This window comes from Streptomyces sp. NPDC043867 (assembly GCF_056435845.1).
Genome location: NZ_JBWKDS010000024.1, coordinates 106,159 through 130,111 on the forward strand (window position 1 = coordinate 106,159; position 23,953 = coordinate 130,111).

Genomic DNA, 23,953 nt, shown 5'->3' on the forward strand with positions numbered 1-23,953 from the left:
GTGGGTGGCCGGGAAGTGTCCTTTGGGAGCGCGAGCACCCTCTGCGATGACGAGTCCGGGTCCTCCACCTCAATCTGCGCCGCGAACGGCTCAATCATCCGCTGGGCACCTCGTCCAGGCCCAGTCGGCGTACCTACAGCCTCACCGGTTCGGGACAACCGTATGCGGAGGTCAGGAGCTCCATGCGCGCATTTGACGACCAATCAGCCCCACCCCCATCGCTCCGGAAGCAGCGTCCCGCACCAAGGTGACCGCTTCCTTGGGCAGGTAGTCGAGCCGACGTCCGTTCAGGGCTAGGTAGGCCTCCGCGGAGTGCCAAGCGAATGCGTCGTTGGAATGCTCGAGGCAGGGGAGTCTTACGAGCGTCTGAAGCAGTGCGGCCGCCCTTAGGTACACCGAGCCGTAGATGTCGTGCTCCAGGGCTCGGGCATTGACACGGGCAGCTGCCGCGTAGAGCGGGCCGTAGTCGTCGACCTGCGGATCACCGGGCAGCAATTGCGCAGCGTGCAACAGGAATGTCACGTCAAGAGGCTGGAGCGGCTCGTTCAGTGTCACGCGGCGTGGTCCCGCTTCCGCTGTTCCTCAAGATCATGCCGGGCTTCCAGTTCGGTTGTGCGTTGCTCCGCGGTGGCGATGGGTGCGCCGGTCTCCTCGGCGAACGCGTTGCTGCTCCGGGCCATTGAGGCTTTGAACGCGTCGAGGAAGCGCTGCTCTACGGCAGTGGCGCGAGTGTATGCGGCAGACAGGATGTACTCCTGCAGGCTCACGCCCTCCTGTCGTGCGGCGGCCTCGATCGCTGCGCGCTGGTCCGGGTCGGGGAAGCGCAGGTTCATTGCTTTGGCAGGTGACATGGTACCCATGGTACCTCCGGTACCATGGGCAGGCCATAAGGCCGAGCGTGCTTCAGCAGGCGGCGGAGTGCGTCATCCCGGCCGTGGCCGTCCGGCTGCGCACTCTGATCGGAAACTCCGGTTTTCTGTAGCGGGTGGGGTAGGGCTGAACTGCGCGGTCGACGACGCGCTCGCCGACTCGGGGACCTTAATTGCGCGCGTAGCCCATGGCACACGACGTCGGCGTTGCGTGGACTTCCGCGCTTGTGGTTGTGCGCGGCCTCGGCCGGGGACGTCCTTGGGAGGGCACTGACCGGACGCGTACGGTGAAGACCAGCGTCGCCGCTATGCGACTGTTCAAGGAACCCTCTGCGGAGAGCCTCTGGGACGAGATGGTCGGAGGTGACCGGCGACAGGCCGCCGGTCACCTCCGACAGACATTGCCGGGTGGACCGCTGCTACCGTCCCTGCCGGATCCCTGGTGCGGTGCTGTTGCGGATCACGAACTGGGAGCCGGGTTCGATCAGGATGTGGCCGTCGCGTGAATCGGTGATCTTCACGTTCGACAAGGTGGCGCTCCCGCGGGCTCCGCTCATGGCGAGGATGCCGGAGCCATTGTTGGACTTGGAGATCGTCACATCGCTGATCTTCACGTCCGGCACGACACCGCCGCCCGTCTTGAACTGGATGCCGTCGTAGGTCGAGTCGTGGATGTCGGTGTCACGGATCGTCACGCCTGGGATGTCCGGCCCCTGTGCGAACAGGGTGATTGCGCCGAACTCCTGGTCCTCGTGCCAGAAGGCACCGCCCGTGCGGTACAGGCCGTTGTTAGCGATCAGTGTCTGCCCGGAGAAGGGCAGCGGGTCATGGTCGGTCGCGAGCATGATTCCGGGGTAGTTCATGGTGTCGTACACCAGGTTGTTCTCGATCTTGTTGCCGTGACCGCCGTAGACAGCGATACCGTTGGCCCGCCAGGGCAGTTGCACGGTGTTGTTGCGGAAGACGTTGTCGTGGGCGACGTCTACCGAGGTGTCCTTGACGTATTTGTTGGCCCACACGGCCAGCGCGTCGTCACCGGTGTTGCGGAACGAGGAATTGTAGACGGTCGAGTTCCGCGTGCCGTTGGTGAAGTTGACGCCGTCCGCGTAGGTGTTGCGGATGCGCATCCCGCTGAACTCCAGGCCGTCGCCGGGTCCCCACAGTTCCGGGATATTGCTGTAGTCGCGGCCCACCCAGGCTCCGACGTTGGCGTGCTCGATCCACACGTCGCTGATCTTCGTGCCCTGGCCGAAGCGGCCGTTGAGCCCGACCCCGCCCTCCTGGTTGCCGTCGCCGCCGCGGATGGTGCCCGAGCCGAAGATGGCGATGCCGGAGATCTTCGTGTTGTGGTCGATGTCGAAGCCGAAGTTGCCCTCGTGCGGGTGGTTGATGCCGCCCGCCTCGTGGGGCGGAGTCAGCGTGTACAGCTGCGAGTGCCACATGCCGGCGCCGCGGATGGTGACGTCACGGATGCCGACCTGGTTGTGCGTGCCGCGGTTGAGTGGGTCGTCGGTGAGGATCTTCTGCTCCTGGCGCCACTGCCCGACCGGGATCCACACGCAGGCGATGTCGCCGTTCTGGTCGGCGGTCACGGCCTTCTGGATTGCTGCGGTGTCATCGATTCCGTCGCCCGGCACTGCGCCGTACGCGGTGATCGAGGTGCACTCCGCTGGTTTCTGGGCCGGCGGCGCGACCTGTTCGAGGTCGATCAGGTCGAGGATGTAGAACGCCGCGTCGTCACCGGCGTCGCGCTGCAGCCGGAACTTGGTGCCTGCCGGGTACGTCTGCTGGAGCAGCGCGTGCGACTCGTCGAAGAGCCGGCGCGCGTCACCGCCGGGCCGGTTGGTCAGGCCCTCGGGGTCGTCGGTGGTGCCGTACAGCCAGCTGTGCTTGGACGACAGTGTCAGCTTCTGCACGAACTTGCCGTCGGCGTAGAGACTCAGCGTCTTCTCCTGCCCGCCGCCGTTGGAGGCGTCCGGGATGGAGTTGCGTACGACGATGGAGTTGGACGCGTTGGTCGATGTGAACTCTACGTACTGGCCTGGCGAGTTGAGCCGTACCGACTTGCGGCCCGAAGATTCGGTGGCGAAGTTGGTGTGCCCGAAGGTGCGCTTGGCATCTGCTTCCAGCAGCGTGCCTTCGAATCGCGCGTCCTCCGCCTCGTACTCCACGTACGGCACCGCCGCGCCGCGGCCGACGACGATGGAGCGGGCGAAGACGTTGTTCCCTTCGTTGGTTTCGGCGACCGTGTTGGTCGCGTCGGCTGTCGCGGTGAGCGTGGCGCCGCCGCTGACTGCGGTCCAGCTGCCGGACAGGTTCACGGTGGCCGTTTCATCTGCGCCGATGGCGGGTGCTGTACCGCTGAGGGTTGTGTCGCCCACCGTCAGACGGGTGACCGAGCCGGCGCTCGCCGCGCTGGTGCCGCGGTTGTGGACTTTCACCGCGAAGGTGACGTTTGTGCCGACCGCGGGGGAGGCCGGGTTTGACGTGATGCCGGTGACCTCGAGGTCGGGGCCCGGTGCTCGACCGACGGTCATCTGGCTTGTTGCCGTGCGGCTGTTGTTGTCGTTGTTCTGTTCTGCGACGGCGTCGTTGGGGTCGACGAGGGCGGACAGGGTGTAGCTGCCCTGCGCCCGCTTGCCGACGGGGATGTCCACCACCGCAGACCCCCCGGCATCAAGGGCGGGCACGGAGGCGTTTCCTGCGACCGTACCGCCGAGGTTGGCGTTCACTGTGGTGGCTGCGGCGGCTGCGTTGCCGATGTTGCGCACGGTGGCCTTCACCGTGATCGGATCGCTCTCGGTGGGGGAGGCGGGCGCCCACGCCAGAGCAGAGACCGTCAGGTCCGGGTTGGGCGCCGGGGTTCCGTTGACCTGGAACTCGGCGACCTGGCCGCCGTATCCGGAGGAGTTGCTGTGAATCTTCAGCTGGATGTCGGCGTAGCGGCCCGAGACGGGGATGGTCACCGCGTTGCGGTTGACGGCCGGGTTGAAGGTGTAGTCCGCGCGGGCCTTGATTGACTGGAAGGTGTCCGCCGATTGTGTACGCCCTAACACCTCGATGTTCTGTGTGCGTGTGGACCAGGCCGGGTCCGGGTTGAGCTGCACCCCTACCGAGGTCAGATCGGCGTTGGCGCCGAGCTTGACTGTGAGCGTCGAGGGATTGTTCGTCGACTCCCAGTAGGTGCTGGTGGAGTCGTCGTTGGCGTTCTTCGCCAGGTAGTTCTGTGTCGTGGAGGAGGCCTCGATCGGCTTGCCGACGGCGAGGTTCGCGGCCTCTGCAGCCCGAGCCTGTTCCGGATCGGCCGCAGCCGCAGGCGTGAGGGGGAGCAGCGCGCTTGCCGTTAGGCCGGCGCCGAGGCAAGTGGCGATCAGCCGCGGAATTTTGCGTCTTTCTCTCATCGGGTTCCTTTCGCTTGCGGGGGCGAGGTCGGATGTCGTGCGAGAACGGGTCCGGTCCTTCACCCGATGTAGGCCTCGACCTCGCTGAGCTGGGCGGCCGGCCATCCGGTGTTGGCGGTCACCTGCACCCTGAGATGGCGTATGGCGGGGGCCGTCGCGGGCACGGTGATCGTGACCGTGTTGCCGCTTGCCGGGTCGAAGCGGTAGGCCTGCGAGCCGACCAGCGTGCTGAATGACGAGCCGTCGGTGCTGCCCTGCACTGACAGGGTCTGCGTGCGTGCACTCCAGGCAGCGGACGGCGGCAGCTTCAGCACGAGCCGCCGCACGGGTTGCGCCGAGCCGAGGTCGACGGTGAGCGACTGGGGGAAGCCGTGGTTCGTGGATTCCCAGTACGTCGAGGCGTCGCCGTCGACCGCCTTGCCGGGTGTGTAGACGTCGGCTGATCCGGTGGCGGTGGCCGGGCGGCCCTGGGCGAGGTTGCGGCCGGGGTCCGGGCTCGGGTTGCCGCCGCCGGGCTTGGGCCAGGTGGAGCAGTCCCCCCACACGCTGTCCCAGCCGGAGTTGCCGCCTCCGTCTGTCAGCGTGAAGGTGCCGGAGTTCGCCGGGTAGGGGCAGTTGTAGACGCCGGCTGCGCCGACGCCGGTGGCCTTCACATTGCTCATGCGTACGGCGCCTGGCGTCTCGGCCTGGACGACGACCGTGCCGACCTTGTCTACGGTTGACCCGTTGACGGTGACGTTTTTGACGGCCTTGCCGGTGCCGCTGCCCGAGACGAACTCGTAGGCGCTGTAGGGGCTGTCCTTGATCGTGGTGTCGGTGATGTTGACGGCGGCGTCGATGGCCGAGTCATAGGCGTCCACCCGCAGGGCGCCCATCGGATGGTTCCAGTTGGGGTTCACGGCGCCCGTGCGCACCAGTGTGTTCCCGGAGACGGTGATGGTGCCGGAGAGTGGGGAGAACGGGTCGAGGAACTTCTGGTTGGAGATGGCGATCCCGCTGCCGAGGGCGTTCGTGTCGAGGATCAGGTTGTTGTTGACGGTGATGTCGCGGCCGCCGTAGATCGCGATGCCGTTGGCCAGGTTCGGCTGGGTGATGGTGTTGTTCGTGAAGGCCGAGCGGTCGTTTGTGGCGTTGAGGGACCACATGGCGAGCGCGTCGTCGCCCTGGTTGCGCAGGAAGTTGTTGCGTACCTGTACGCCGCGGGCGTTGCCGTTGAGGTTGAGGCCATCGGCCGTCATGTCGAGGAAGCGGTTGTTTTCGACGATCAGGTTGTCGTTGTTGCCGGTCAGCCACAGGCCGACCTTCACGTGTTGCAGCCACATGCCGGACACGGACGAGCCGGGGCCGAGGGAGCCGTTGACGAAATTGTCCGGATTGCTGTCGACCCGCTCGGTGACTTCGCCGATCACGGCGAAGTCTTTGAGGTGGACCTTGCCGGCCGAGGTCGACTGGTTGATGAACCGCGAGGACTGGACGACGGAGTGCCAGTGTCCGGAGCCCTGAATCGTCACGTTCTCAACGCCGCTCAGCTCTGAGCCCACCTTGAACTGGCCTTGTGGGATCCATACGGTGCCGCCGTTGCTTTTGGCCTGGTTGATCGCTTCGCGGAAGGCCTGGGTGGAGTCCTGCTGTCCGGTGGGGTCGGCGCCCTTGTCAGCGACGGAGATCGATCCGGTCGGTCTGGCGGCGGGAGCCGATGCCTGCTCGAAGTCGGCCACGTCGATGGTCACCTGTGTGGAGGCGGCTTCCAGTCGTACCTTGTCGCCGGCTTGCAGGTTCCGGCCGAGGAGCAGTCGCGCGTTGTCGTAGAAGTGATGTGTCTTTGCACCCGCGATCCACGGGGTGTCGACGTAGCTGTACTTGGATGTGACGGCCAGGGACTTGTCCAGCTTTGTGCCGTTGACGTAGACGGTGAGTGAGCCGGACTGCCCGTCGGGGACGCTGTATGCGACGTTGAGGGCGTTGGCCGCTCGGTCGAGGGTGAACTCGACGCTTTGGCCTGCGGCGAGGCGCACTGCTTGGCGGCCGGAGGCTTCGGAGGCGAGGGTGCCCTGGGTGTAGTCGGGCCCGATCTTGGTTCCGTTGCTCGTGGCGGCTTCGGCTTCCACGGAGGTGAAGGGGAGTGTGGCGCCTGCGGCGGCTGCAGCCTCGGTCTTCGGGGTCGGCTGGGCGGAGGCGGGGCCGGTGGCGCCTATGACGGCGCTGACGAGCGTGATCGCGACGGCGAGGACGTACGAGCTGCGCAAAGACTTGTGTGACGGGTGCATGACAGTGGGGGAGTTCATCTGTTGGGGCACCTTCTTGGCAGGGGTGTGGGGGTCCCACCCGGGTGGCGCCACTGAAGCATCGCGTTCGTGTGAACACAAGATGTCGGGGAAGGATTGCAATTAATTAGCAGCGGCACGCAAAAACGGCGACAGATCGGCGGCGTCGGGGCGGCTGCACCTCGCGGCCTGATGTAGGACGCGGGACCGGGTGGGCGGAGGGGTGGGGTGGCCGGCGTGGCTGTATGAGCGCAAGGGCGGGTCCCGCTGGGCGTCACGCGTGCGAGATCGAGCCGTCAGGTCAACTCGCGCTCTCTTACTGTCGGTCGACCTGGGGAGTGCTCGGGCCGTGGCCCGCCGGGGAGGAGTGTGGCCGGCCTGTCGTGCAGGAAACCGCCGTGACAAAGTCGCAATCTTGCAATGATGGGTCAACTTATTGCGCAAATCTGTGTGTCGTCCTAGGGTGACGCAGCATCCGGCACTGATCGGGCTGTGCTTGGTGTTGATCTCCAGAGGAGCCGTAATGAAGCCCCGTAACCTCGCGATCCTCCTGACCTCAGGACTCGTACTCACCGCCACGGCCTGCAGTAGTGACTCGTCGGACTCCGCAGCGAACGGTGATGTGAGCATCACCGTCGCCTGCCAGCCGGCGAAGACCGCGGCGAAGCAGCGCAAGGCCTGGGACGACGACGTGGCCGCCTTCGAAAAGGCGCACCCGGGCGTCGACGTCAAGAGCACTGACCAGCAACCGTGCTTCGACCCAAAGACGTTCGCCGCGAAGCTGGCAGGCGGCCAGATGGAGACGGTCTTCATGGTGCCGGTCACCAACTACGCCGACGTCATAGCCAAGAAGCAGGCCAGGGACATCACCGGCCTCACGAGCACGGTGAAGAACTACGAGGACATCAAGCCGGACGTCCGCGCGATGGTCACCAAGGACGGCAAGGTCTACGGCATCCCCAACGTCAGCTACAGCGTCGGCCTCGTCTACAACCGCAAGCTGTTCGACGAGGCCGGGCTCAACCCCGACCAGCCGCCGAAGACCTGGGCCGAGGTTCGCACCGCAGCGAAGAAGATCGCTGGACTCGGTGACGGCTACGTGGGCTTCGGCGAGTACGGCGGCGGCAACACCGGCGGCTGGCACTTCGCGCAGGCCATCTTCAGCCGTGGCGGCGAGATGGTGGTCGACGGGAAAGCCGCTTTCAACAGCCCCGAGGGCAAGGCCGTCTTGCAGACGCTGCACGACCTGCGCTGGAAGGACAACGCCACCGGCTCCAAGCTCAACATCGGCTGGGAGTCGCTCATGCAGCAGATGGCTGCAGGCAAGACAGGCATGATGCTCGGCGCTCCCGACGTCGTCACCGACGTGGTGCAGAAGTTCCAGGGTGCCAAGGACAACTATGGCATCACCGCCATCCCCGAGGGCAAGGCGTCGCTGAGCGGCGGCGAAGCTTACATGATCAATCCCAAGGCGAACGCCGCAGAGACCAAGGCGGCCTTGCAGTGGATCGACTTCCAGTTCAACACCCCGGGCAAGGGCCGGCACGACTACGCCCGCGGCAAGGCCAACGGCGAAGCTGTCGGCGTCCCGAACAACGACTACATGGGTGACTCCCCGAGCGGCATGAAGATCGCTGAACTCCGCAAGGAGAACGCGGTCCTGCCGGTCGAGTACTACCAGCCCTACGTCGAGGGCTCGAAGGACGTCCAGCTCAAGCTGGAGCCGCCGAAGGCCCAGGAGCTGTACGCGGTGCTCGACGTGGCGATGTCCGCGGTGCTCACCCGCGAGAACGCCGACATCGACAAGCTGCTCGCCGACGCCGAGACCAAGGCCAACCGGATCCTGGCCCAGGGCTGATGTTGTAGAACCGCCGGGGATGCCGCCCTCCTCAACAGGGAGAGGCCGGCACCCCCGCGGTGGATCGAGTCCGCCGGGAACGGGAGAACACCATGGACACCATCACCATCGAGTCGAAGCGGCCGACCGGTCCACGCCGCAAACCGCCTTCGCGACGGCCGCCCACCCAGCGAGGACGGGCGGTGCGCAGAAACCTGACCGCGTACGGTTTCCTCTGCGCGGCGCTCTTCTGCTTCGCGATGTTCGCGTGGTGGCCGATCGTTCGTCAGGTCCTGCTCGCCTTCCAGGAGACCAACCTCGTCGACGACCCCACGTGGGTGGGCCTGGAAAATTTCCGTGCGGTGGTGGAGGACCCGGCGTTCGGCCCGGCCTGGCGCAACACCGTCGTCTTCACGCTGCTGGCCCTGGTGTGCGGCTATGTGGTCCCCTTCGCCGTGGCGATCGTCCTCAACGAACTGCGCCACGCCCGCGCATATCTGCGGTTCGTGGTCTATCTGCCGGTGATGCTCCCGCCGATCGTCTCCGTGCTGCTGTTCCGCTGGTTCTACGATCCCGGACCGGGTCTGTTCAACCAGATCCTGGACTTCTTCGGCCTGCCCACCCTGGCCTGGTTGGACTCCACCGACACCGCGCTGATCTCCCTCGTGATCGTCTCGACCTGGATGAACATGGGCGCCGGCGTCCTGATCTATCTGGCCGCCTTGCAGAACATCCCCGGTGACCTGTACGAGGCGGCAGAGCTCGACGGCGCCGGCATCTTCAAGCGGATCTGGAACGTCACCATCCCCCAGACCCGGCTGATCCTGCTGCTGATGTTGATGCTGCAGATCGTCGCCACGATGCAAGTGTTCATCGAGCCGTACATGCTGACCGGCGGCGGACCGGAGAACGCCACCGTCACCGTGGCCTATCTCATGTACCAGTACGCCTTCGTCTACGGCGGCAACTACGGAGCGGGCAGCGCCCTCGGCCTGATGCTCATGATCGTGCTGCTCGCGGTCGCGGCAGTGCAGCTCCGGCTCACCCGCGACGAGAAGAGGTAGACCCATGGTCCACACAACAGCTCGCCCTGACACAGACGAAGAAATGCGCGAGGAGGTGCCCGCCGCGCGGAGCTGGCAGCGCCCTAAGGGCCGGGCGGCGTGGGCCGAGGGCCACAGCCGTACCATCGTCTCACCGCTGGAGCTCAAGTCCCGCTGGGGACGACGGATTTACTGGACGGTCCTCACCTCCATCGTCGTGCTCTTCACGCTGGTCTTCGTCTTCCCGCTGTACTGGATGGTCACCGGCGCCATGAAGACAGGCGAGGAGATCGCCCAGATGCCACCGACGTTCTGGCCGAAGGACCCCGACTTCTCCGTGTTCGCGGACGCCTGGGAGCTCTTCGACATCGGACTGCTGCTCAAGAACACGCTGTTCTACGCCGTCGGAGCATGGCTCTTCGCCCTCGCGGTTGACGTCGCCGCCGCGTACGCCCTGTCCAAGCTCCGGCCCTGGTTCGGAAACGCGATCCTCGGCGGCATGCTGGCGACGTTGATGATCCCGCCGATCGTCGTGATGATCCCGGCCTACATCACCATGACCGAGGTACCGATCCTTGGTTGGCATCTACTCAACTCGCCCTGGGCCATCTGGTTCCCAGTGGCCGCCAACGGCTTCAACATCTTCCTACTGAAGCGGTTCTTCGACTCCATCCCGGACGAGATCCTGGAAGCGGCCGAAATCGACGGCGTACCGCCGTGGCGGGTGCTGATCTCGATCATCCTTCCGATCTCACGGCCGATCCTCGGCGTGGTGTCGATCTTCACGGTGGTCATGGTCTTCAAGGACTTCGTCTGGCCGCTCCTGGTGCTGCCCGACAGCGAGAAGATGACCATCAGCGTGGGGCTGTCGCAGACCGCAGGAGCGGTAACTCAGAACCAGATCATGGCCGGCCTGGTGATCGCGAGCATCCCGATGATCATTGTCTTCTTCTTCTTCCAGCGCAGCATCATGGCGGGCCTGACCGCCGGAAGCCTCAAGGGCTGACACCACCCACGCCCTCCCAGATCTCCGCCGCCGGCCCGTCTGTCCATGTCCCCGCTAGACCGGCGGCGGAGCTTGCACCTGCCCGAAAGGACTTCACGTGGCAGCCTCTTACGCGTCTCGCACCGACGACTGGTGGCGCAAAGCCGTCATCTACCAGATCTACCCCCGCAGCTTCGCGGACGGAGACGGCAACGGCACCGGGGACCTGGCAGGCGTCCGCGCCAAGCTGCCGTATCTCGCAGAACTCGGCGTGGACGCCGTCTGGTTCACGCCCTGGTACTCATCCCCGCTGGTGGACGGCGGCTACGACGTGGCCGACTACCGGACCATCGACCCGGCCTTCGGCACCCTGGAAGATGCCGAGAAACTGATCGCAGAGGCCGCCGAATTCGGCCTCAAAGTCATCGTCGACATCGTCCCGAACCACGTGTCCGACCAGCACGCCTGGTTCCAGGCCGCGCTCGCGGCGGGCCCCGGCAGTCCCGAGCGCAAGCTGTTCCACTTCCGGCCTGGCCGCGGAGAGAACGGAGAACTGCCACCCAACGACTGGCCGTCGCAGTTCTCCGGCACCACCTGGACCCGTGTCCCCGACGGCGAGTGGTACCTGCACCTGTTTACCCCCGAGCAGCCGGACCTCAACTGGTCACACCCGCAAGTGCTCCAGGAACACGAGGACGTGCTCCGCTTCTGGTTCGAGCGGGGCGTAGCCGGCGTACGCATCGACTCCGCGGCGCTGCTTGCCAAGCACCCCGCCCTGCCCGACTTCGTGGAGGGTGTGGACCCGCACCCCTACATCGACCAGGACGAGATCCACGACATCTACCGGTCCTGGCGGGCGATCGCCGACGAGTATGGCGGCGTCTTCGTCGGTGAGGTGTGGCTGCCAGACACGGAACGCTTCGCGCGGTATCTGCGCCCCGACGAACTGCATACCGCCTTCAACTTCAATTTTCTGGCCTGCCCCTGGGAGGCCGACCGCCTGCGCCGCACCATTGACGACACCCTCGCCGAGCACGCGCCCGTCAACGCCCCGGCCACCTGGGTGCTGTGCAACCACGACGTGACCCGCACAGTCACCCGCTACGGCCGCACCGACACCGCGTTCAGCTTCGACACCAAAGCGTTCGGCACCCCCACCGACCTCGCTCTCGGCACCCGCCGTGCCCGCGCCGCCGCGCTGCTCACGCTCGCCCTACCGGGCTCTGTCTACATTTATCAGGGTGAGGAACTGGGCCTGCCCGAGGCGGACGTCCCTCTTGAGTGTATCCAGGACCCGATGCACTTCCGCTCCGGCGGCACCGACCCGGGCCGTGACGGATGCCGGGTGCCGCTGCCCTGGTCCGCAGACGCTCCCAACTACGGCTTCGGCGCGCACCGCGAGCCCTGGCTGCCACAGCCCGACGACTGGGCGCACTACGCCGTGGACCGTCAGACGACCGACCCCGAGTCCATACTCACCCTCTATCGCACGGCGCTGCGCCTGCGTCGGCTGGAAGCCGGTTTCGGCGAGGGCCCGATGACATGGCTGCCCTGGAATGAGGGCGTGCTGGCCTTCGCTCGCACACACGGCTTGGTCTGCGTGGTCAATTTCTCTGGCCGACCCAGCGAGCTCCCGCCGTACGAGCGGCTGATCCTCGCCAGCGGACCGCTCGACGAGCAGGGCCGCCTGCCGGACGACACCGCGGCATGGCTGAGGACCTGACCATTGAAAGCGCTTGCTGATTCTGTTCTATTCTTGCGCTCATGACGCGAAGAATTGCTGAAGTTGCCAAGAAGGTGGGGGTCAGCGAGGCGACGGTGAGTCGTGTCCTCAACGGCCGGTCGGGGGTCGCCGAGGCAACACGGCAAGCCGTGCTGACAGCACTGGACGTCCTCGGGTACGAGCGGCCGACGCAACTGCGGGGGGAGCGCGCCCGGCTGGTTGGTCTGGTGATCCCGGAACTGCAGAATCCGATCTTCCCCGCCTTCGCTGAGATCGTTGGTGGTGCGCTCGCACAGCGCGGGCTCACACCCATTCTGTGCATGCAGACCGCGGGCAGTGCTGCCGAACCGGACTACGTGGACCTGCTGCTTCAACAGCACGTCTCCGGTGTGGTCTTCGTCGGTGGACGCGCGTCGCCCGCGCAATACCGCCGTCTGGCCGAGCGGAAGATCCCCGTCGTCCTCATCAACGCCGGAATCCAGGGCTTCGAGTTCCCCTGCGTAGCGTGCGACGACGCCGTCGCCACCGAACTGGCTTGGCGACACCTCGCCTCGCTCGGCCACCAGCGTATCGGCCTGCTGATCGGGCCCTCGGACCACGAGCCGTCACGCCGCAAACTGGACGCCGCACGGACAGCGGCTCGAGCCGCGGGCACGAACCTGAGTGACGAGTGCGTCCAGCGGGCGACCTTCTCCCTGGAAGCCGGACAGGTTGCAGCCACACACCTTCTGGAACAGGGAGCCACCGGGATCGTGTGCGCGAGCGACCCACTCGCCCTGGGCGCGATCCGGGCGGCTCGCCGACGGGGACTGTCCGTCCCCACCGACGTGTCGGTCATCGGATTCGACGACTCGTCCTTCATGAGCTGCACCGATCCACCCCTGACGACGATCAGACAACCCATCGAGGCAATGGGACGCGCGGCAGTCGAATTGCTGTGCGCCCAAATCCAAGGGGTCCAAGAGAACCCGGGAGAGGTCCTGTTCGAGCCGGAACTCGTCGTCCGGAGATCGACCGCACCAATGTCGAAGGTGCTCCGCCGCGTGGCGTAGCGGATCGTGCCAGCGTGTCCTCCGAGATCGTGGCTCGGCGACGTGGCTCAGGTAGTCCAGGGTCGCGCCATCGGGGGCGTTCGGCGAGCATGCATAAGACATGGGACTGTTGCGGTGCCATCGGTTCGCCGAATCCGAGATCACCTGCACCGAGCTGCACGAAGCGCTCGCCCATTTCGCACAGCACCAGCTGATCGAGCACATCGACACCGAGCCCCACCCTCGCCATCACACCCCAGGGCGTCAGCTGCGCGCGTGGTCAGCCAGAAGGGTCTGCTGGGCCGAATGGGAGGGAAGAGGTTGAGAGACAACGTACTGGGCTGCCGGCTCGTTGGATAGGGCAGCTGCGATTCGCTTGTGCATGTCGTCCGACATCGGAGGCAGAGCATCCAGAGGGAACCAATCGGCAGCCGTGTTCTCACCGTCGGCGGGACACGGAACACCGGCCTGCCACGCAAAGCGGAACACCAGGTCGAGATACTGCGTCTGGTCCCCGTTGTCATAGACAACAGGGTCCGTGACGTCGACCCTCGCCAGCCGCTCCGGAACTGCCACGATGCCTGTCTCCTCAAGCACCTCCCGCGCCGCAGCATCCGCCGGCTGCTCTCCCGGGTCGATGATCCCAGTCACTGCCGTCCACCTGCCGTTATCAGCGCGCTTCACCAAAAGGACCGAATCATCCCTTACGACGACCGCGGTCACCCCCGACAGCCACAGGGGATCGCTTCCAATTTTCTTGCGCAGTGCGAGGATGAAATCTGGTGTTGGCATCAAGTAATGATATCGACCCTGTGCTTAGGCGCCTCACCCGCCCTTGAGTACCTACGCCCCCGGTCGGAGCGGACTCGGCCGGCTATCTCGACGGGCAGGTCGCGCAGGACCCAGGCCAGGCGGGTGACGTCGTAGCCGGCCTGGCTGACGATCACGATGTGCGAGTCCCCGACCCCCACTGGCCCGCGGCGATGAGCCGCTCGACGACACCCCCGCAGTTGGGCGGCGGTGACCGCGGGGGCATCGTCCACCGGTCCGAGCCGGACCGCGTCCAGGGTCGCGGTCCAGGACGTGGCGACAGGCTCCAGCACGGCCACGAAGGAGTAGGGCCAGCCCGGAATGAACTGCGACGCCGTCTTCGCACAGTCGTAGACGTGGCAGAACAACCGCTCCGCCGAACGCGGCGCGTCCGAGTGAAGCGCGGGATCAAGGCCACCATCCCGGTCCCGGCGGGCCGTGTCCGCCACCCCCTCAAGCGCGGATCGCGCGGTGGGCCGCCGCCGACGTTCGACAAGGACGACTAGCAGTAGCGACACGCGGTCGAGTGCGGGATCAACCGTCTCAAGCGCCACCGGACCCCTGGCCACTCGTACGACAAACTCACCGTCAACTCATTCTAGGTCAGGTGACCTATAGTGGCGTCCATGGCAGACAAACTCATCCTTGATACCGATGGCCCGGTCCTGCTGGTGGGCGGTTACGGCACAGTTGGCGCCGAACTCGCGCGGTTGGCCGCTCCGTCATGGCCGCTGCTACTCGCCGGCCGCACGCCAGAAAAGGGCCGCGCGCTCGCCTCGCAAACCGGAACAGGCCTGGAGAAGTGGGACCTCGCCGATCCCACTCCCTTCCGGGCTCGCGTGCGCGCGGTGGCTACCGTGGTCAACGACCCGCACGACCGGGTGCTGCGTGCGGCGGTGGCCGGCGGCGTCCCATACGTCGACGTCACGCGGTGGACGGCGCGGATGCAGCGCGCGGCCACGATCACGGCGATGCTTGACCCGGCCTCACCCGTCCTGCTTTCGTCAGCGTGGATGGGTGGGGTGGTCAGCCTGATTGCCGCACACCTGGCCGCGCGGCTTGGAGGCGCAGACACGGTGGACATCGCGGTGCGCTGGGACGTACAGGACCGAGCGGGCACGGACTCGGTGGAGTTCATGGACCGGCTCGGACTGGACTACGAGGTCGTCCGGGATGGCCGGTGGCACATGGTCACTCCCCTGAGCGATGCCCGGAGGGTCCTCGTCGGCGGTGCCCCGACCCGCGTCGCCCGCATCGACACTCCCGAGCAGTTCACCCTCCCGCTCACCCTGGGCGCCGTCACAGCGTCCACGCGGATCGGCTTCAGCTCGGCCTCCTCCACATCAGCGCTGTTGGCCCTGAAGCGGCTCGGGTTCTTCCGCTGGGGCCGCGGAAACCGCTTCACCGGGGCCCGGCGCGCGCTACTCCATGCGCCGGGCGAGGGCGGCACCGCCCAGCTCCGCGTCGACGTCACGCACGACGACCGCACCCTCGGCCTCGCCGTCACGGATCCAGCCGGTCAGGCCCATCTGACCGCCGTCGGCGCGCTGCTCGGCCTGAACCACGTGCTGGGCACCGACGGTGCACCCGCCCCTCACGGGCTGCTCTTCCCGGAACAGACGCCCCGCCCACAAGACGTCGCCCACGCTCTGGAGAGCCACGGCATCACCCTCGATGCCGTCGACACGGCCCCCAACGTCCGAGCCGAGCGGAGGGCTGCATGATCGAGCCCACGCCACCCGCGGGCCGCGGATCGGGCACCACCGGGAAGGGCAGCGCTCGGCGCACCCAACTCCTCGACGCCGCCGAGAACATCCTCACCGGATCCGGGTACGCAGCGCTCACTATGCGGGCCGTGGCCGCCGCGGCGGAGGTCCGGCTCGGACACCTTCAGCACTACTTCCCCACACGTGCGGACCTGGTCGACGCCGTGCTCCGCCGCAGTCTCGACAGTTCTCTCCACCGCCTCACCCCACTGCTCACCGACGACGCCACGGCCTCGTCACCGGAGGAAATCGTCCGCAGGCTCCTTGCTGAACAGGCAGACCCGCAACTCGTCCGCCTGTACGCCGAACTGTGGGCCATGGCAGCCCGGGACGATGCCGTCGCCTCAGCAGTGCGCGGCTTCTATGACCAATACCAAGACCACGTCTTCAGTTTCATCGGCAAGAGACGGCCCGACCTGCCCGAACACCTGCGCAAAACTCGCGCCGTCCTCTTCACGATGCTTATCGAAGGCGCCGCGCTGTTCCGTTCTGGAATTGCCGGTCGGCGCATGACCGCCGTAGACGACGAACTGGTCGCAACCGCCGTGGCCCTGCTCGGAGGCGCGGAGCAGTAGAGGGGGCCAGCGTCTGATGGGCCATCAAGGGTCCAGGAGTGGCGAAACACGCCAGCCAGGGCGAACAGCGGCTGACACGCGGGCAGGTCATGTACGGTCTCGGCCGCTTTGAGGGTGTGGTCCTTGGTGTCCCACTCCGCAGAGTAGTTCCAGGTGCGGCCGTCTACACGCAGCAGCCGCAGGCTGCGGAAGCCGTCGCAATTCTCGCGTCATGTGTGGGCCTGGCCGGGGCCGGTTCCTTCGGCGTGACGGATGCGGTCCAGCCGAAAGGCCTTGACGTCATGTCGCAGACCTCCTCGACCTCGCCACCCGCACCGGAATCGACGCGGACGAGGCCCGCCGCGTCCTTCGCGACCCCGACGCCTACCTCGACGCAGTCCGCGCCGACGAGAAGGAAGCCGCCCGTCTCGGAGCCACCGGCGTGCCCTTCTTCGTCATCGACCGCCGCTACGCCCTCTCCGGGGGCCAGCCGGCCGAAGCCTTCACCCAGGCGCTGAACACCGCCTGGACCGAGCGCCCGCCCGCCGAGGTTGCCCCGGCAGGTGCCGTCTGCGGCCCGGACGGCACCTGCGTCGTCCCGCCCACCAGGCCCTAACCAGCCAGTGGGTCCAGCACGGGCCTTGTCCTTCCCCGCCCCACGCCCGGCCCGTAACGACGATCACGCCGGAAGATGATCCGCTGCGTGCGTCTCACCCGTCTGGCCGTCGTGCATGGCACGGAGCCTCACCCACCTCAACCGTTATAAGGGTCCCCTCGTCCGTGCCACCCGTGCGTCCGGCCGCAGGCAGACCCCGAATCTTGAACGGAGCAACTGATGTCTGACATCGAGCGCAACAAGCAGGTCGTCGTCGACTACTACCAGACGGCGTTCGGCGGCAACCCGGAAAAGGCCATCGCCGATCACTTCGGTCCGGTGTACGTCCAGCACAACCCCGACGCCCAGGACGGCCCGGAGGCGTTCACCGGCTTCGTGACCTGGCTGCGCGGCGAGTACCGGAACCTGCGTCTGGACATCAAGCGGGTTATCGCCGAGGGCGACATGGTGGTCACCCACTCCCACCTCGACCTGGAACCCGGCAACCCCGACAACCTCGGCCGCGCGCTGGCGGACTTCTTCCGCCTGGAGAACGGCAAGGTCGTTGAGCACTGGGACGTCATCCAGGACGTTCCCACCCAGGCGGCCAACGACAACGGCATGTTCTGATGCCGGTACCGTCACCCGCGTCCACGGCGGCTGCCACGCCCGCAGCCGTGGTGCGCCGACAGTACCTGGCGTCGGCCACCGGAGACCTGGACCTGTGGCGCACGGCGGTGGCCGCCGACGTGGAGTGGAACGAGGCGGCCGGTTTCCCCTGGCTGGCACCAACCGCACCCGGACGGGGTGATCAGCGGCGTGGAACAACTTGCTGTCGCCCGGGACGACTGGATCACCCACGACGACGCCACCTACGTCGTCGACGGTGAGCGGATCGCCGTGCTTGGCTGCTACAGCGCGGTCAACAAGGCCACCAGCAAGACGATGAATGTCCGCGTCGCGCACTTCTTCATCGTGCGCGGCGGGAAAATCGTGCGCTTCGAGCAGATCGTCGGGTGTCGAACTGGCCAGTGCGCCGGTTGCTGGCCTCCGCTTGATCTTGATGAGGTCTTCCGGCATGGGCATCCAGGTCACTACTACGCGGGACGCCAGGTCCCGAAGAGAGCGGTGAGCTTGTCAGCCGACGAGGGCGACCGGGGCGTCCCAGGCATCGCGGTCCATGGTGATCGTGTGACCGCCGCGGGTCTCCTTGCTGTTGACCATGTACTGGTGGCCGCGGCTGTGGCCGGTGAACAGCTTGGGGTCCCAGGGCCAGTCCGTCGTAGTGGTGTTCTTCTTGTCCCACAACGCGTACCAGAGGTTGCCCGGCAGGTCCGTCCTGTCGGAAGCCGTGGCGATGGCCTTGGCGCTGGAACTGCTGAAGCCGTAGTACCCGGCGCGGTAGGTCTTGGCCCGCAGGGTCTTGGTGAAGGAGCGTACGTACGTCAACACTGCGTCGTTGCACGCCTTGTTGGTGATGTCGTAGGGCTCCATGTCGAGGTAGACGGCGCTGCCGGCCTTCATTCCGAGCGCCGATGCCTTGGCGACCGCGTCGTTGGCGTTGCTCACGCCCAGGGAAGCCGCCGTGGAGGCAGTGAGCTTCTCCGGGTTGTTGCCCGTCTGGCACGAGGGCTGGGCGCCGACGTAGAGCGGGATGAGCTTGTAGCCGAGGGAGTTGATTGACTTCACCCAGGACGCGGTGAGGTTTGGCTGAGCGCACCCGCGGTTCTTGCCACCGATAGAGACGGCGGTGGCACCGTAGAAGCCCGTGTTCCATGCCTTCGTCGAGCGGCTCGCCGCCGAGCGCGGCCTGGGGCAACTGGACGCCGGAATGAACCCGGCCCTCCCGGATGCCTACCGGCAGGGTCGACCGCGGTTTCCGCACCTGGTTGCAGGGCGTGGCCATGCACAAGGCCCAACGGACCCGGCAGATCGAGCGAGGAGGTGAGGCGCTCGCGCAGAGCCTTTCTGCTGAATGCCATGACGGCGACTTCCGCCTTGCCCAGCTTCGACAGAAGGAAGTCCGGCCAAGTATCGAAGTCCTCGGGCGCCGACCCCGATCCCACGTTGTTCCTGTGCGTCTCGCACACGTCCAAGAGCGCGGCGGTGATGATCGCCGTCGCACCCTTCTCCTCAGCACGCTTCTTGGCACGCCTCGTGTCGGACCAAGACCCGGAGGATGCCGGTGACGGCCCGTGTGACGTCAGGGTTCGCGGCCGATGAAGGCGAGCAGGCGAGTCTGGACGTCGGCCGTCTCCGGCACCTCGACCCGGGGCCCGTACTGCCCACTCGCGCGGAGCACGTCGTCGAGGGGCAGCATGCCGTCGAGCAACTGGCCGCATCGGCCGGGATCGAGATACTCGTCCTGGCCGGTGGCCCGTGCTAGGTCCCAGGTGTGCATGAACACGTCGGCGGTGTAGAACCGTTCGACTGCCTGGTCCAGGGGGATGTCTCCGATGTGCGGGTTCGACAGGAGCTTGTGTGCGGTGCCCGGATCGTCGAGGAGGGCCTGCACTCCATCGCGGTGCGTCACCCAGGCGGCCACGGGGTCGTCGTCCACCGAGGGCCCTGTCGGCAGTTCGACTCCGGCGCCGGCTTTGAGGAAGGCGGGGAACCACTCGACGAGGTGCCGGACGACGTCCCGGGCGACCCAGCCCTCGCATGGCGCAGGGTTGTCCCATGCCTCCGGGGCCGTGCCGTATACGCGGTCGGTGAAGCCGCGGGCCACGGTGCGGTGCTCGTCGGCCGCTGTTCTCGTCATGGTCAGAATCCTGTCTTGGTGTGCTGGTCGGCGCTGTCGCCCTGCTGGCCGCCGAGCAGCTCGTCGAGCCGCTCGTAGCCCTCGCGGACGCCGACGTCCATGCCGCTCTTGAGCATCGCGTCACGGGCTTCGATGGAGTCCATGAGGGACCTGCCAGTGACCCGGGTGCGACCACCGAGGTCCTCGAAGACGGCCGTCTCCAGGCTGACGCCGTCCGGGAAGCCGTCGTAGGTGAAGGTCTGCACGATGCGCTCGTTGGGGCGCACCTCGTGGAACACGCCGTGGAAGCCGTACTCGGTGCCGTCGTCGTCACGGTGCACATATCGGTAGGAGCCACCGCTGCGCGCGTCGTACCGGTCGATTCGCATTTCGAGCCGACGCGGGCCGAGCCACTGGACGACCAGATCGGGGTCGGTGTATGCCCGGAACACGTGTTCTGGAGGGGCGTTGAACTCTCGGGTGATCACGATGATGGGCAGATCTGGCTCGGCCACGATCCGTGTCTCGTTGGGCTGGTGGGTGTCGGTGCTGCTCATGATGCCGCCTCTTTCGCGGGAGGTTCCGTCGTTGGCCGCGCGTCCAACTGTTCAAGGAGGGCATCGAGCCGGCGGAAACGGTCCTCCGCTTCGCGCCGATAGCGCTCGATCCACTTCGTCACCAGGTCGAAGACCTCTGCTTCCAGGTGGCAGGGCCGCCGCTGGGCTTTCCTGCTGCGGCTGACCAGGCCGGCGTTCTGCAGGACCTTGATGTGCTTGGACACGGCCTGGACCGTGACGTCGTACGGTTCGGCCAGTTCGTTGACCGTGGCGTCCCCGGTGGCGAGCCGGGCCACGATGTCGCGCCGAGTCGGGTCGGCCAGTGCGGAGAACACCAGTGACAGTCGGTCGTCGGTCACCTGACACCTCATATTCAACCGGATGGTTAAACATCCTACGTCTGAGTGCCCTAATCGTCAACCGCTCGGTTGAATACCGGCTGTCGTTCGCCGGGCGGAACGGTTCAAGGGCGCCCCCGGCCCGCACCGACGGGGCCGGTATCGTGTCCGGACTCGATCCAGCGGACCATCCGGTCGGCGGCCACCCAGCCCATGACCTTCGAGTGCACGAAGTGCCGCTCGGAGTTGCGCATCTCCCAGATACCTACGTCCGGTGCCAGCGGGCCTCGACCTGGGCGAGCAGAGCGCTCTCTGGAGGGCGAAGGCGTCGTCGCAGGCGGCGAGGCCAGCTTCTTCGGCGAGGTGGAACGCGTCGAGGACTTCTCCGAACACGGCGAGCTGCGGCTGGAGGGCGGCACCGTTACCGATGCGTACCGGCTGTGAGCCTTCGTACCCGGGAAGGTGGTGAAGGGTGCTTTCGGGGAGGTCGCGGCCGCCCTTGATCGAGTACATGATCTGCACGGTGGCGGGGTCGCCCGCGATGACCCGGGCGAGTCAGCCCGCCAGGCGGCCGCTTCCTCCAGGTGGCCGGTGAGCACCAGGACGCTCAACGCGATCGCGGCGTCCCGCAGCCAGGTGTAGCGGTAGTCCCAGTTCCGCTCGTCGCTGATCTCCTCGGGCAGTGAGGTAGTGGGCGCGGCGACCATGCCGCCGGTGGGGGCGTAGGTGCGGGCCTTGAGGATGATCAGCGAGCGGTGTACCTCCTGCTGATATGGGCCGGTGTAGGTGCGGCGGGCCCTCCAGTCGGATTTCACCGGTGCGGACGAGAGAGGACGTCTGGTCCGGCCAGTGCCGCGTACCGGTCGCCGCCGAACTGGTGAGGGTGGCGCACCAAGCGGGGCGCAACCTTGCCGTAGGCGAAGCGGACCAGGATCTGCGAGGACATCTGTACCACAACGCGAACGCCCTGGACGACACGGATCAACTGGAGGTTTCCGCAGCCACTCACGTGCAGTCGGGGCAGTCAAGTCGGCCACCGCCCTCGACTGGTCGCCCCCCCGTGCTGCTCAGGTGTGCCGGTGTGGTGAAGAAGGCTGACGCGAGGAGGTGTGTTATCACAAATATCAGATATTTTGATGCGCGTCGAAGGCAAGCGTCACGAGCCGGCGCGCCATCGTGCACCGCTGGCCATCAGTAGCAAGTGGAGAAGAAGTCCATGACCGAACAGACCGAGACATCAGTCAGCGGCGTCATTGGCCGGCGACTCGTCCTGGTGTCAGCGGCTGGTGCCCTGTCCGCTTTCGTGCTACCAAGCGAAGGAACGCGCACGGCACAGGAGGCGCCTCGGCTACTCAAGTACTCCGACCATGACCCGCTGGGCGGCATGCGGACCCAATTCCTCGCGGATACCCTCTTCCCGGCCATCGAGAAGGAATCGAACGGACGTCTGAAGGTCGAGGGTCATTGGAACGGCGAACTCGCTGGCTCGTTTGACGCCCTGAGTGCCGTCGGCGGTTCTGGTCCCGCGGACATGGCCACTGTCGTCCCGGAATACGCGCCAAACCAACTGCCGCTGCACCAGATCTTCAAGAGTTTCCCCCTGGGGCCGACCGGAAGCAAGCAGATCGATTTCTTCCGCCGCATCTATGCAGACGTACCGGCTTTCCCAGCGGAGCTGGCGCGAAGCAACGCCGTTCCAATATTTTTCGGGACCGGGCATCCTGTGGCGTTCTTCAGCGCTCCGCCCCTGCCCAATCTGGACGGCCTGCGAGGCGGCACGTGGCGGTCCGCCAGCTTCTGGCACAAGGACTTCCTGGCCAATGCCGGTGCGACTCCCGTGACTCCCCCATGGGGCCCGGGCATTCTCGACGCCCTAACTGCGGGGACGTTGGACGGTGTCATGGTCGACGTCGACGACGGGTACCTGTTGCGCGTTCAGGACACCGCCCCCAACGTGCTGACTTCGAAGGATCTGTGGATGGGGCACGTCTACCCCATAGCAATCAACAAGGACGTCTGGAATGGGCTCCCGCAGAACGACAAGCGGGCCATCCGGCGGGCCGTCGAACGGTCTTACCCAGCCCTAGGGTCGTTGGCGGACAGCGGCTTCGACACTCAGGTCGAGGAGCTGAGGAAAGCCGGCGCGAACGTGCGGATCCTCACTCCTGATGAGCTGATGCGCTGGCGGACCATCACCAAGTACCGCGATGTTCAGGCCGCCTGGGCGGCAGTGCAGATGACCAAGGGGGTTCAGGATGTGGACGCCGCTCTTATGGGTGCCACGCGGATCATGGACTGCTTCGTAACCCCCTGAGATCCACCAACGAACCGGGGACGGCGGCTGGCCGCCGTGCTTGCCTTTGCTGCCCGCGGCGTTAAGCCCTTCCAGGGTGGACATCGCGGATGTTCTCGCTCTCGGGCTCCGCCATCGCGGCGAACCAGGGGACCGGTGAGTATCTCCAGGACGAGGGTCGCGGGCTGCGAGGCGGTCGGCGAGCGCGGTCAGCTCGGCGCCGTCGCGCCCGAGGCGCTTCATCTCGTACCCGGTGGAGATCACCCGCGGGGCGTGCGCCCGTTCGAACTTGGGGCAGACACGCACTCGGGTGCTGACCTTGTCGGCAAAGAGCGTGTCCGGGGCCCGTGCCGGTCGAATGTGACGTCAGGGGCCGGGCCGGGTGGGGTCGGCGTGGGACAGGAGCCGGCGGGGGCGGGTGGGCGGCCAGGTGGTGAGCAGTTTGAGCTTGGAGGGCTGGAGAGTGGTGTAGTGGATGATTGCAATGCTGGCTGATTGAACGGCGGGCACCCTCGTGTCGATCTGCCTGGAGAGGACAGTGGTGAGCTGACCACGCGTCACCAACAGCACACCGCCACCCAGGCCTGATCCCCGGCTCGCGCCCGGGACCAGGCCGCGCGGGCGCGCGTCAAGCCGCTGGTCATCACCGGCGACATGCTTCACACGTCCGTGCACCGCCGGCTGATCGGTGAGACGGATAGCAGACCCGGCCTGAGTGAGCTGGTCAGCCGTGCTCTCGCCCAGGGAAGTGAAGCGCTTCGAGCAGATCGTCGACTCTGTCGACGTCCGCGCAGATCTGACCAACCTCACCTATAGCTTGCACCAGTGGTTGGAGGGCGCGACGGTCCGGGCGCTGAAACGGGCTTCTGACGATTCGTTGAGCGATGTCGGCTCGGTCTCGTCAGGCTCCTCTTCGCTACGTCCGGTCGGTCGTGTCCGTGCGACATTCGAGAACCCGGCTGAGGGCGAGAAGGGCATGGCCCGGCTTGGTGATGAGGCAGCCCTGCTGGCCAAGTCCTATCTGGCGGGTGCTGCCAACAGGTCTGAAGGCGCCTGCGAAGGGCGGTGACCACGGGGTTGGATGCAGCGGCATGCCCCCGCGAAGGCAGACCGCGAGGCCGGTGTCATCACTCCGCGGGGGAGCAGA

General features: G+C 66.4%; 23 protein-coding genes and 2 pseudogenes. 11 read left to right on the plus strand and 14 right to left on the minus strand.

Annotated features, from left to right (window positions below; all coding sequences use genetic code 11):
* Positions 1 to 171: 171 nt before the first annotated feature.
* The 4 genes from AC069T_RS23700 to AC069T_RS23715 all read right to left on the minus strand — a co-directional run bounded on the left by AC069T_RS23700 (position 172) and on the right by AC069T_RS23715 (position 6,555).
* Positions 172 to 555, minus strand: a complete 384-nt coding sequence (locus AC069T_RS23700) for a fic family toxin-antitoxin system, toxin component (RefSeq protein ID WP_478784619.1) — start codon at positions 553 to 555, stop codon at positions 172 to 174.
* Positions 552 to 860, minus strand: coding sequence for a type II toxin -antitoxin system TacA 1-like antitoxin (locus tag AC069T_RS23705; protein ID WP_478784620.1), 309 nt, complete (start codon positions 858 to 860; stop codon positions 552 to 554). Before AC069T_RS23705 ends, AC069T_RS23700 begins: the two co-directional genes overlap by 4 nt.
* A gap of 428 nt (positions 861 to 1,288) precedes the next feature.
* Positions 1,289 to 4,270, minus strand: a complete 2,982-nt coding sequence (locus tag AC069T_RS23710; protein ID WP_478784621.1) for a CARDB domain-containing protein — start codon at positions 4,268 to 4,270, stop codon at positions 1,289 to 1,291.
* Between the two features lie 59 nt (positions 4,271 to 4,329).
* On the minus strand, positions 4,330 to 6,555 hold the full coding sequence (locus AC069T_RS23715) for a discoidin domain-containing protein (protein WP_478784622.1): 2,226 nt from the start codon (positions 6,553 to 6,555) through the stop codon (positions 4,330 to 4,332).
* Positions 6,556 to 7,057: 502 nt separating this feature from the next.
* Here AC069T_RS23715 and AC069T_RS23720 point away from each other — a divergent pair.
* The 5 genes from AC069T_RS23720 to AC069T_RS23740 all read left to right on the plus strand — a co-directional run bounded on the left by AC069T_RS23720 (position 7,058) and on the right by AC069T_RS23740 (position 13,174).
* Entirely contained in the window at positions 7,058 to 8,392 is a 1,335-nt protein-coding gene (locus tag AC069T_RS23720; protein WP_478784623.1) for an ABC transporter substrate-binding protein, read from the plus strand.
* A 92-nt stretch (positions 8,393 to 8,484) separates the two neighbouring features.
* Entirely contained in the window at positions 8,485 to 9,435 is a 951-nt protein-coding gene (locus AC069T_RS23725; RefSeq protein WP_478784624.1) for a carbohydrate ABC transporter permease, read from the plus strand.
* Positions 9,436 to 9,478: 43 nt separating this feature from the next.
* The gene (locus tag AC069T_RS23730; protein WP_478784625.1) at positions 9,479 to 10,420 is read left to right on the plus strand and encodes a carbohydrate ABC transporter permease; all 942 of its coding nucleotides are present in this window, start codon (positions 9,479 to 9,481) and stop codon (positions 10,418 to 10,420) included.
* 97 nt (positions 10,421 to 10,517) lie between these two features.
* The gene (locus AC069T_RS23735; protein WP_478784626.1) at positions 10,518 to 12,122 is read left to right on the plus strand and encodes a glycoside hydrolase family 13 protein; all 1,605 of its coding nucleotides are present in this window, start codon (positions 10,518 to 10,520) and stop codon (positions 12,120 to 12,122) included.
* Between the two features lie 41 nt (positions 12,123 to 12,163).
* The gene (locus AC069T_RS23740; RefSeq protein WP_478784627.1) at positions 12,164 to 13,174 is read left to right on the plus strand and encodes a LacI family DNA-binding transcriptional regulator; all 1,011 of its coding nucleotides are present in this window, start codon (positions 12,164 to 12,166) and stop codon (positions 13,172 to 13,174) included.
* Between the two features lie 243 nt (positions 13,175 to 13,417).
* Here the strand turns inward: AC069T_RS23740 and AC069T_RS23745 are convergent, their stop codons facing one another.
* Together AC069T_RS23745 and AC069T_RS23750 are read right to left on the minus strand one after the other, a co-directional pair.
* Positions 13,418 to 13,945 carry an NUDIX hydrolase gene (locus AC069T_RS23745; RefSeq protein ID WP_478784628.1) on the minus strand — a complete coding sequence of 176 codons (528 nt, stop codon included), beginning with the start codon at positions 13,943 to 13,945 and terminating at the stop codon, positions 13,418 to 13,420.
* The gene (locus AC069T_RS23750; RefSeq protein WP_478784629.1) at positions 13,945 to 14,517 is read right to left on the minus strand and encodes a transposase; all 573 of its coding nucleotides are present in this window, start codon (positions 14,515 to 14,517) and stop codon (positions 13,945 to 13,947) included. Before AC069T_RS23750 ends, AC069T_RS23745 begins: the two co-directional genes overlap by 1 nt.
* Before the next feature lie 72 nt (positions 14,518 to 14,589).
* Here AC069T_RS23750 and AC069T_RS23755 point away from each other — a divergent pair, with 72 nt between their 5' ends.
* The 4 genes and pseudogenes from AC069T_RS23755 (at position 14,590) to AC069T_RS23770 (ending at position 17,508) form a co-directional block, all read left to right on the plus strand.
* Positions 14,590 to 15,687, plus strand: a complete 1,098-nt coding sequence (locus tag AC069T_RS23755; RefSeq protein ID WP_478784630.1) for a saccharopine dehydrogenase family protein — start codon at positions 14,590 to 14,592, stop codon at positions 15,685 to 15,687.
* Positions 15,684 to 16,304, plus strand: coding sequence for a TetR/AcrR family transcriptional regulator (locus tag AC069T_RS23760; protein WP_478784631.1), 621 nt, complete (start codon positions 15,684 to 15,686; stop codon positions 16,302 to 16,304). Before AC069T_RS23755 ends, AC069T_RS23760 begins: the two co-directional genes overlap by 4 nt.
* 292 nt (positions 16,305 to 16,596) lie before the next feature.
* Positions 16,597 to 16,899: pseudogene (locus AC069T_RS23765) on the plus strand (DsbA family oxidoreductase); the annotation flags it as partial.
* A 219-nt stretch (positions 16,900 to 17,118) separates the two neighbouring features.
* Complete coding sequence (locus tag AC069T_RS23770; RefSeq protein WP_478784632.1) at positions 17,119 to 17,508, plus strand: nuclear transport factor 2 family protein; 390 nt, start codon at positions 17,119 to 17,121, stop codon at positions 17,506 to 17,508.
* A 507-nt stretch (positions 17,509 to 18,015) separates the two neighbouring features.
* On the opposite strand, the gene AC069T_RS23775 is transcribed toward AC069T_RS23770, so the two are convergent.
* The 7 genes and pseudogenes from AC069T_RS23775 to AC069T_RS23805 form a co-directional block, all read right to left on the minus strand.
* Positions 18,016 to 18,711: a glycoside hydrolase domain-containing protein gene (locus AC069T_RS23775; RefSeq protein WP_478784651.1), complete on the minus strand. Its 696-nt coding sequence runs from the start codon at positions 18,709 to 18,711 to the stop codon at positions 18,016 to 18,018.
* A 370-nt stretch (positions 18,712 to 19,081) separates the two neighbouring features.
* The gene (locus tag AC069T_RS23780; protein ID WP_478784633.1) at positions 19,082 to 19,639 is read right to left on the minus strand and encodes a TIGR03086 family metal-binding protein; all 558 of its coding nucleotides are present in this window, start codon (positions 19,637 to 19,639) and stop codon (positions 19,082 to 19,084) included.
* Between the two features lie 2 nt (positions 19,640 to 19,641).
* Positions 19,642 to 20,175: an SRPBCC family protein gene (locus tag AC069T_RS23785; RefSeq protein WP_478784634.1), complete on the minus strand. Its 534-nt coding sequence runs from the start codon at positions 20,173 to 20,175 to the stop codon at positions 19,642 to 19,644.
* Positions 20,172 to 20,534, minus strand: a complete 363-nt coding sequence (locus AC069T_RS23790) for an ArsR/SmtB family transcription factor (protein ID WP_478784635.1) — start codon at positions 20,532 to 20,534, stop codon at positions 20,172 to 20,174. The genes AC069T_RS23785 and AC069T_RS23790 overlap by 4 nt, the downstream gene beginning before the upstream one ends.
* Positions 20,535 to 20,591: 57 nt before the next feature.
* Complete coding sequence (locus AC069T_RS23795) at positions 20,592 to 21,026, minus strand: glycoside hydrolase family 15 protein (protein WP_478784652.1); 435 nt, start codon at positions 21,024 to 21,026, stop codon at positions 20,592 to 20,594.
* 53 nt (positions 21,027 to 21,079) lie between these two features.
* Positions 21,080 to 21,328 (minus strand): annotated as a pseudogene (locus AC069T_RS23800) (glycoside hydrolase family 15 protein); the annotation flags it as partial.
* On the minus strand, positions 21,325 to 21,459 hold the full coding sequence (locus AC069T_RS23805) for a hypothetical protein (protein WP_478784636.1): 135 nt from the start codon (positions 21,457 to 21,459) through the stop codon (positions 21,325 to 21,327). The gene AC069T_RS23805 and the pseudogene AC069T_RS23800, both read right to left, overlap by 4 nt.
* A 270-nt stretch (positions 21,460 to 21,729) precedes the next feature.
* On the opposite strand from AC069T_RS23805, the gene AC069T_RS23810 reads away from it, so the two are divergent.
* Complete coding sequence (locus AC069T_RS23810; protein WP_478784637.1) at positions 21,730 to 22,827, plus strand: type 2 periplasmic-binding domain-containing protein; 1,098 nt, start codon at positions 21,730 to 21,732, stop codon at positions 22,825 to 22,827.
* 345 nt (positions 22,828 to 23,172) lie between these two features.
* On the opposite strand, the gene AC069T_RS23815 is transcribed toward AC069T_RS23810, so the two are convergent.
* A complete protein-coding gene (locus tag AC069T_RS23815; protein ID WP_478784638.1) occupies positions 23,173 to 23,367 on the minus strand; it encodes a hypothetical protein in 195 nt (64 codons plus the stop codon).
* Positions 23,368 to 23,554: 187 nt separating this feature from the next.
* Between AC069T_RS23815 and AC069T_RS23820 the strand changes: the two genes are divergently transcribed.
* Entirely contained in the window at positions 23,555 to 23,875 is a 321-nt protein-coding gene (locus AC069T_RS23820; RefSeq protein ID WP_478784639.1) for a hypothetical protein, read from the plus strand.
* Positions 23,876 to 23,953 lie beyond the last annotated feature (78 nt).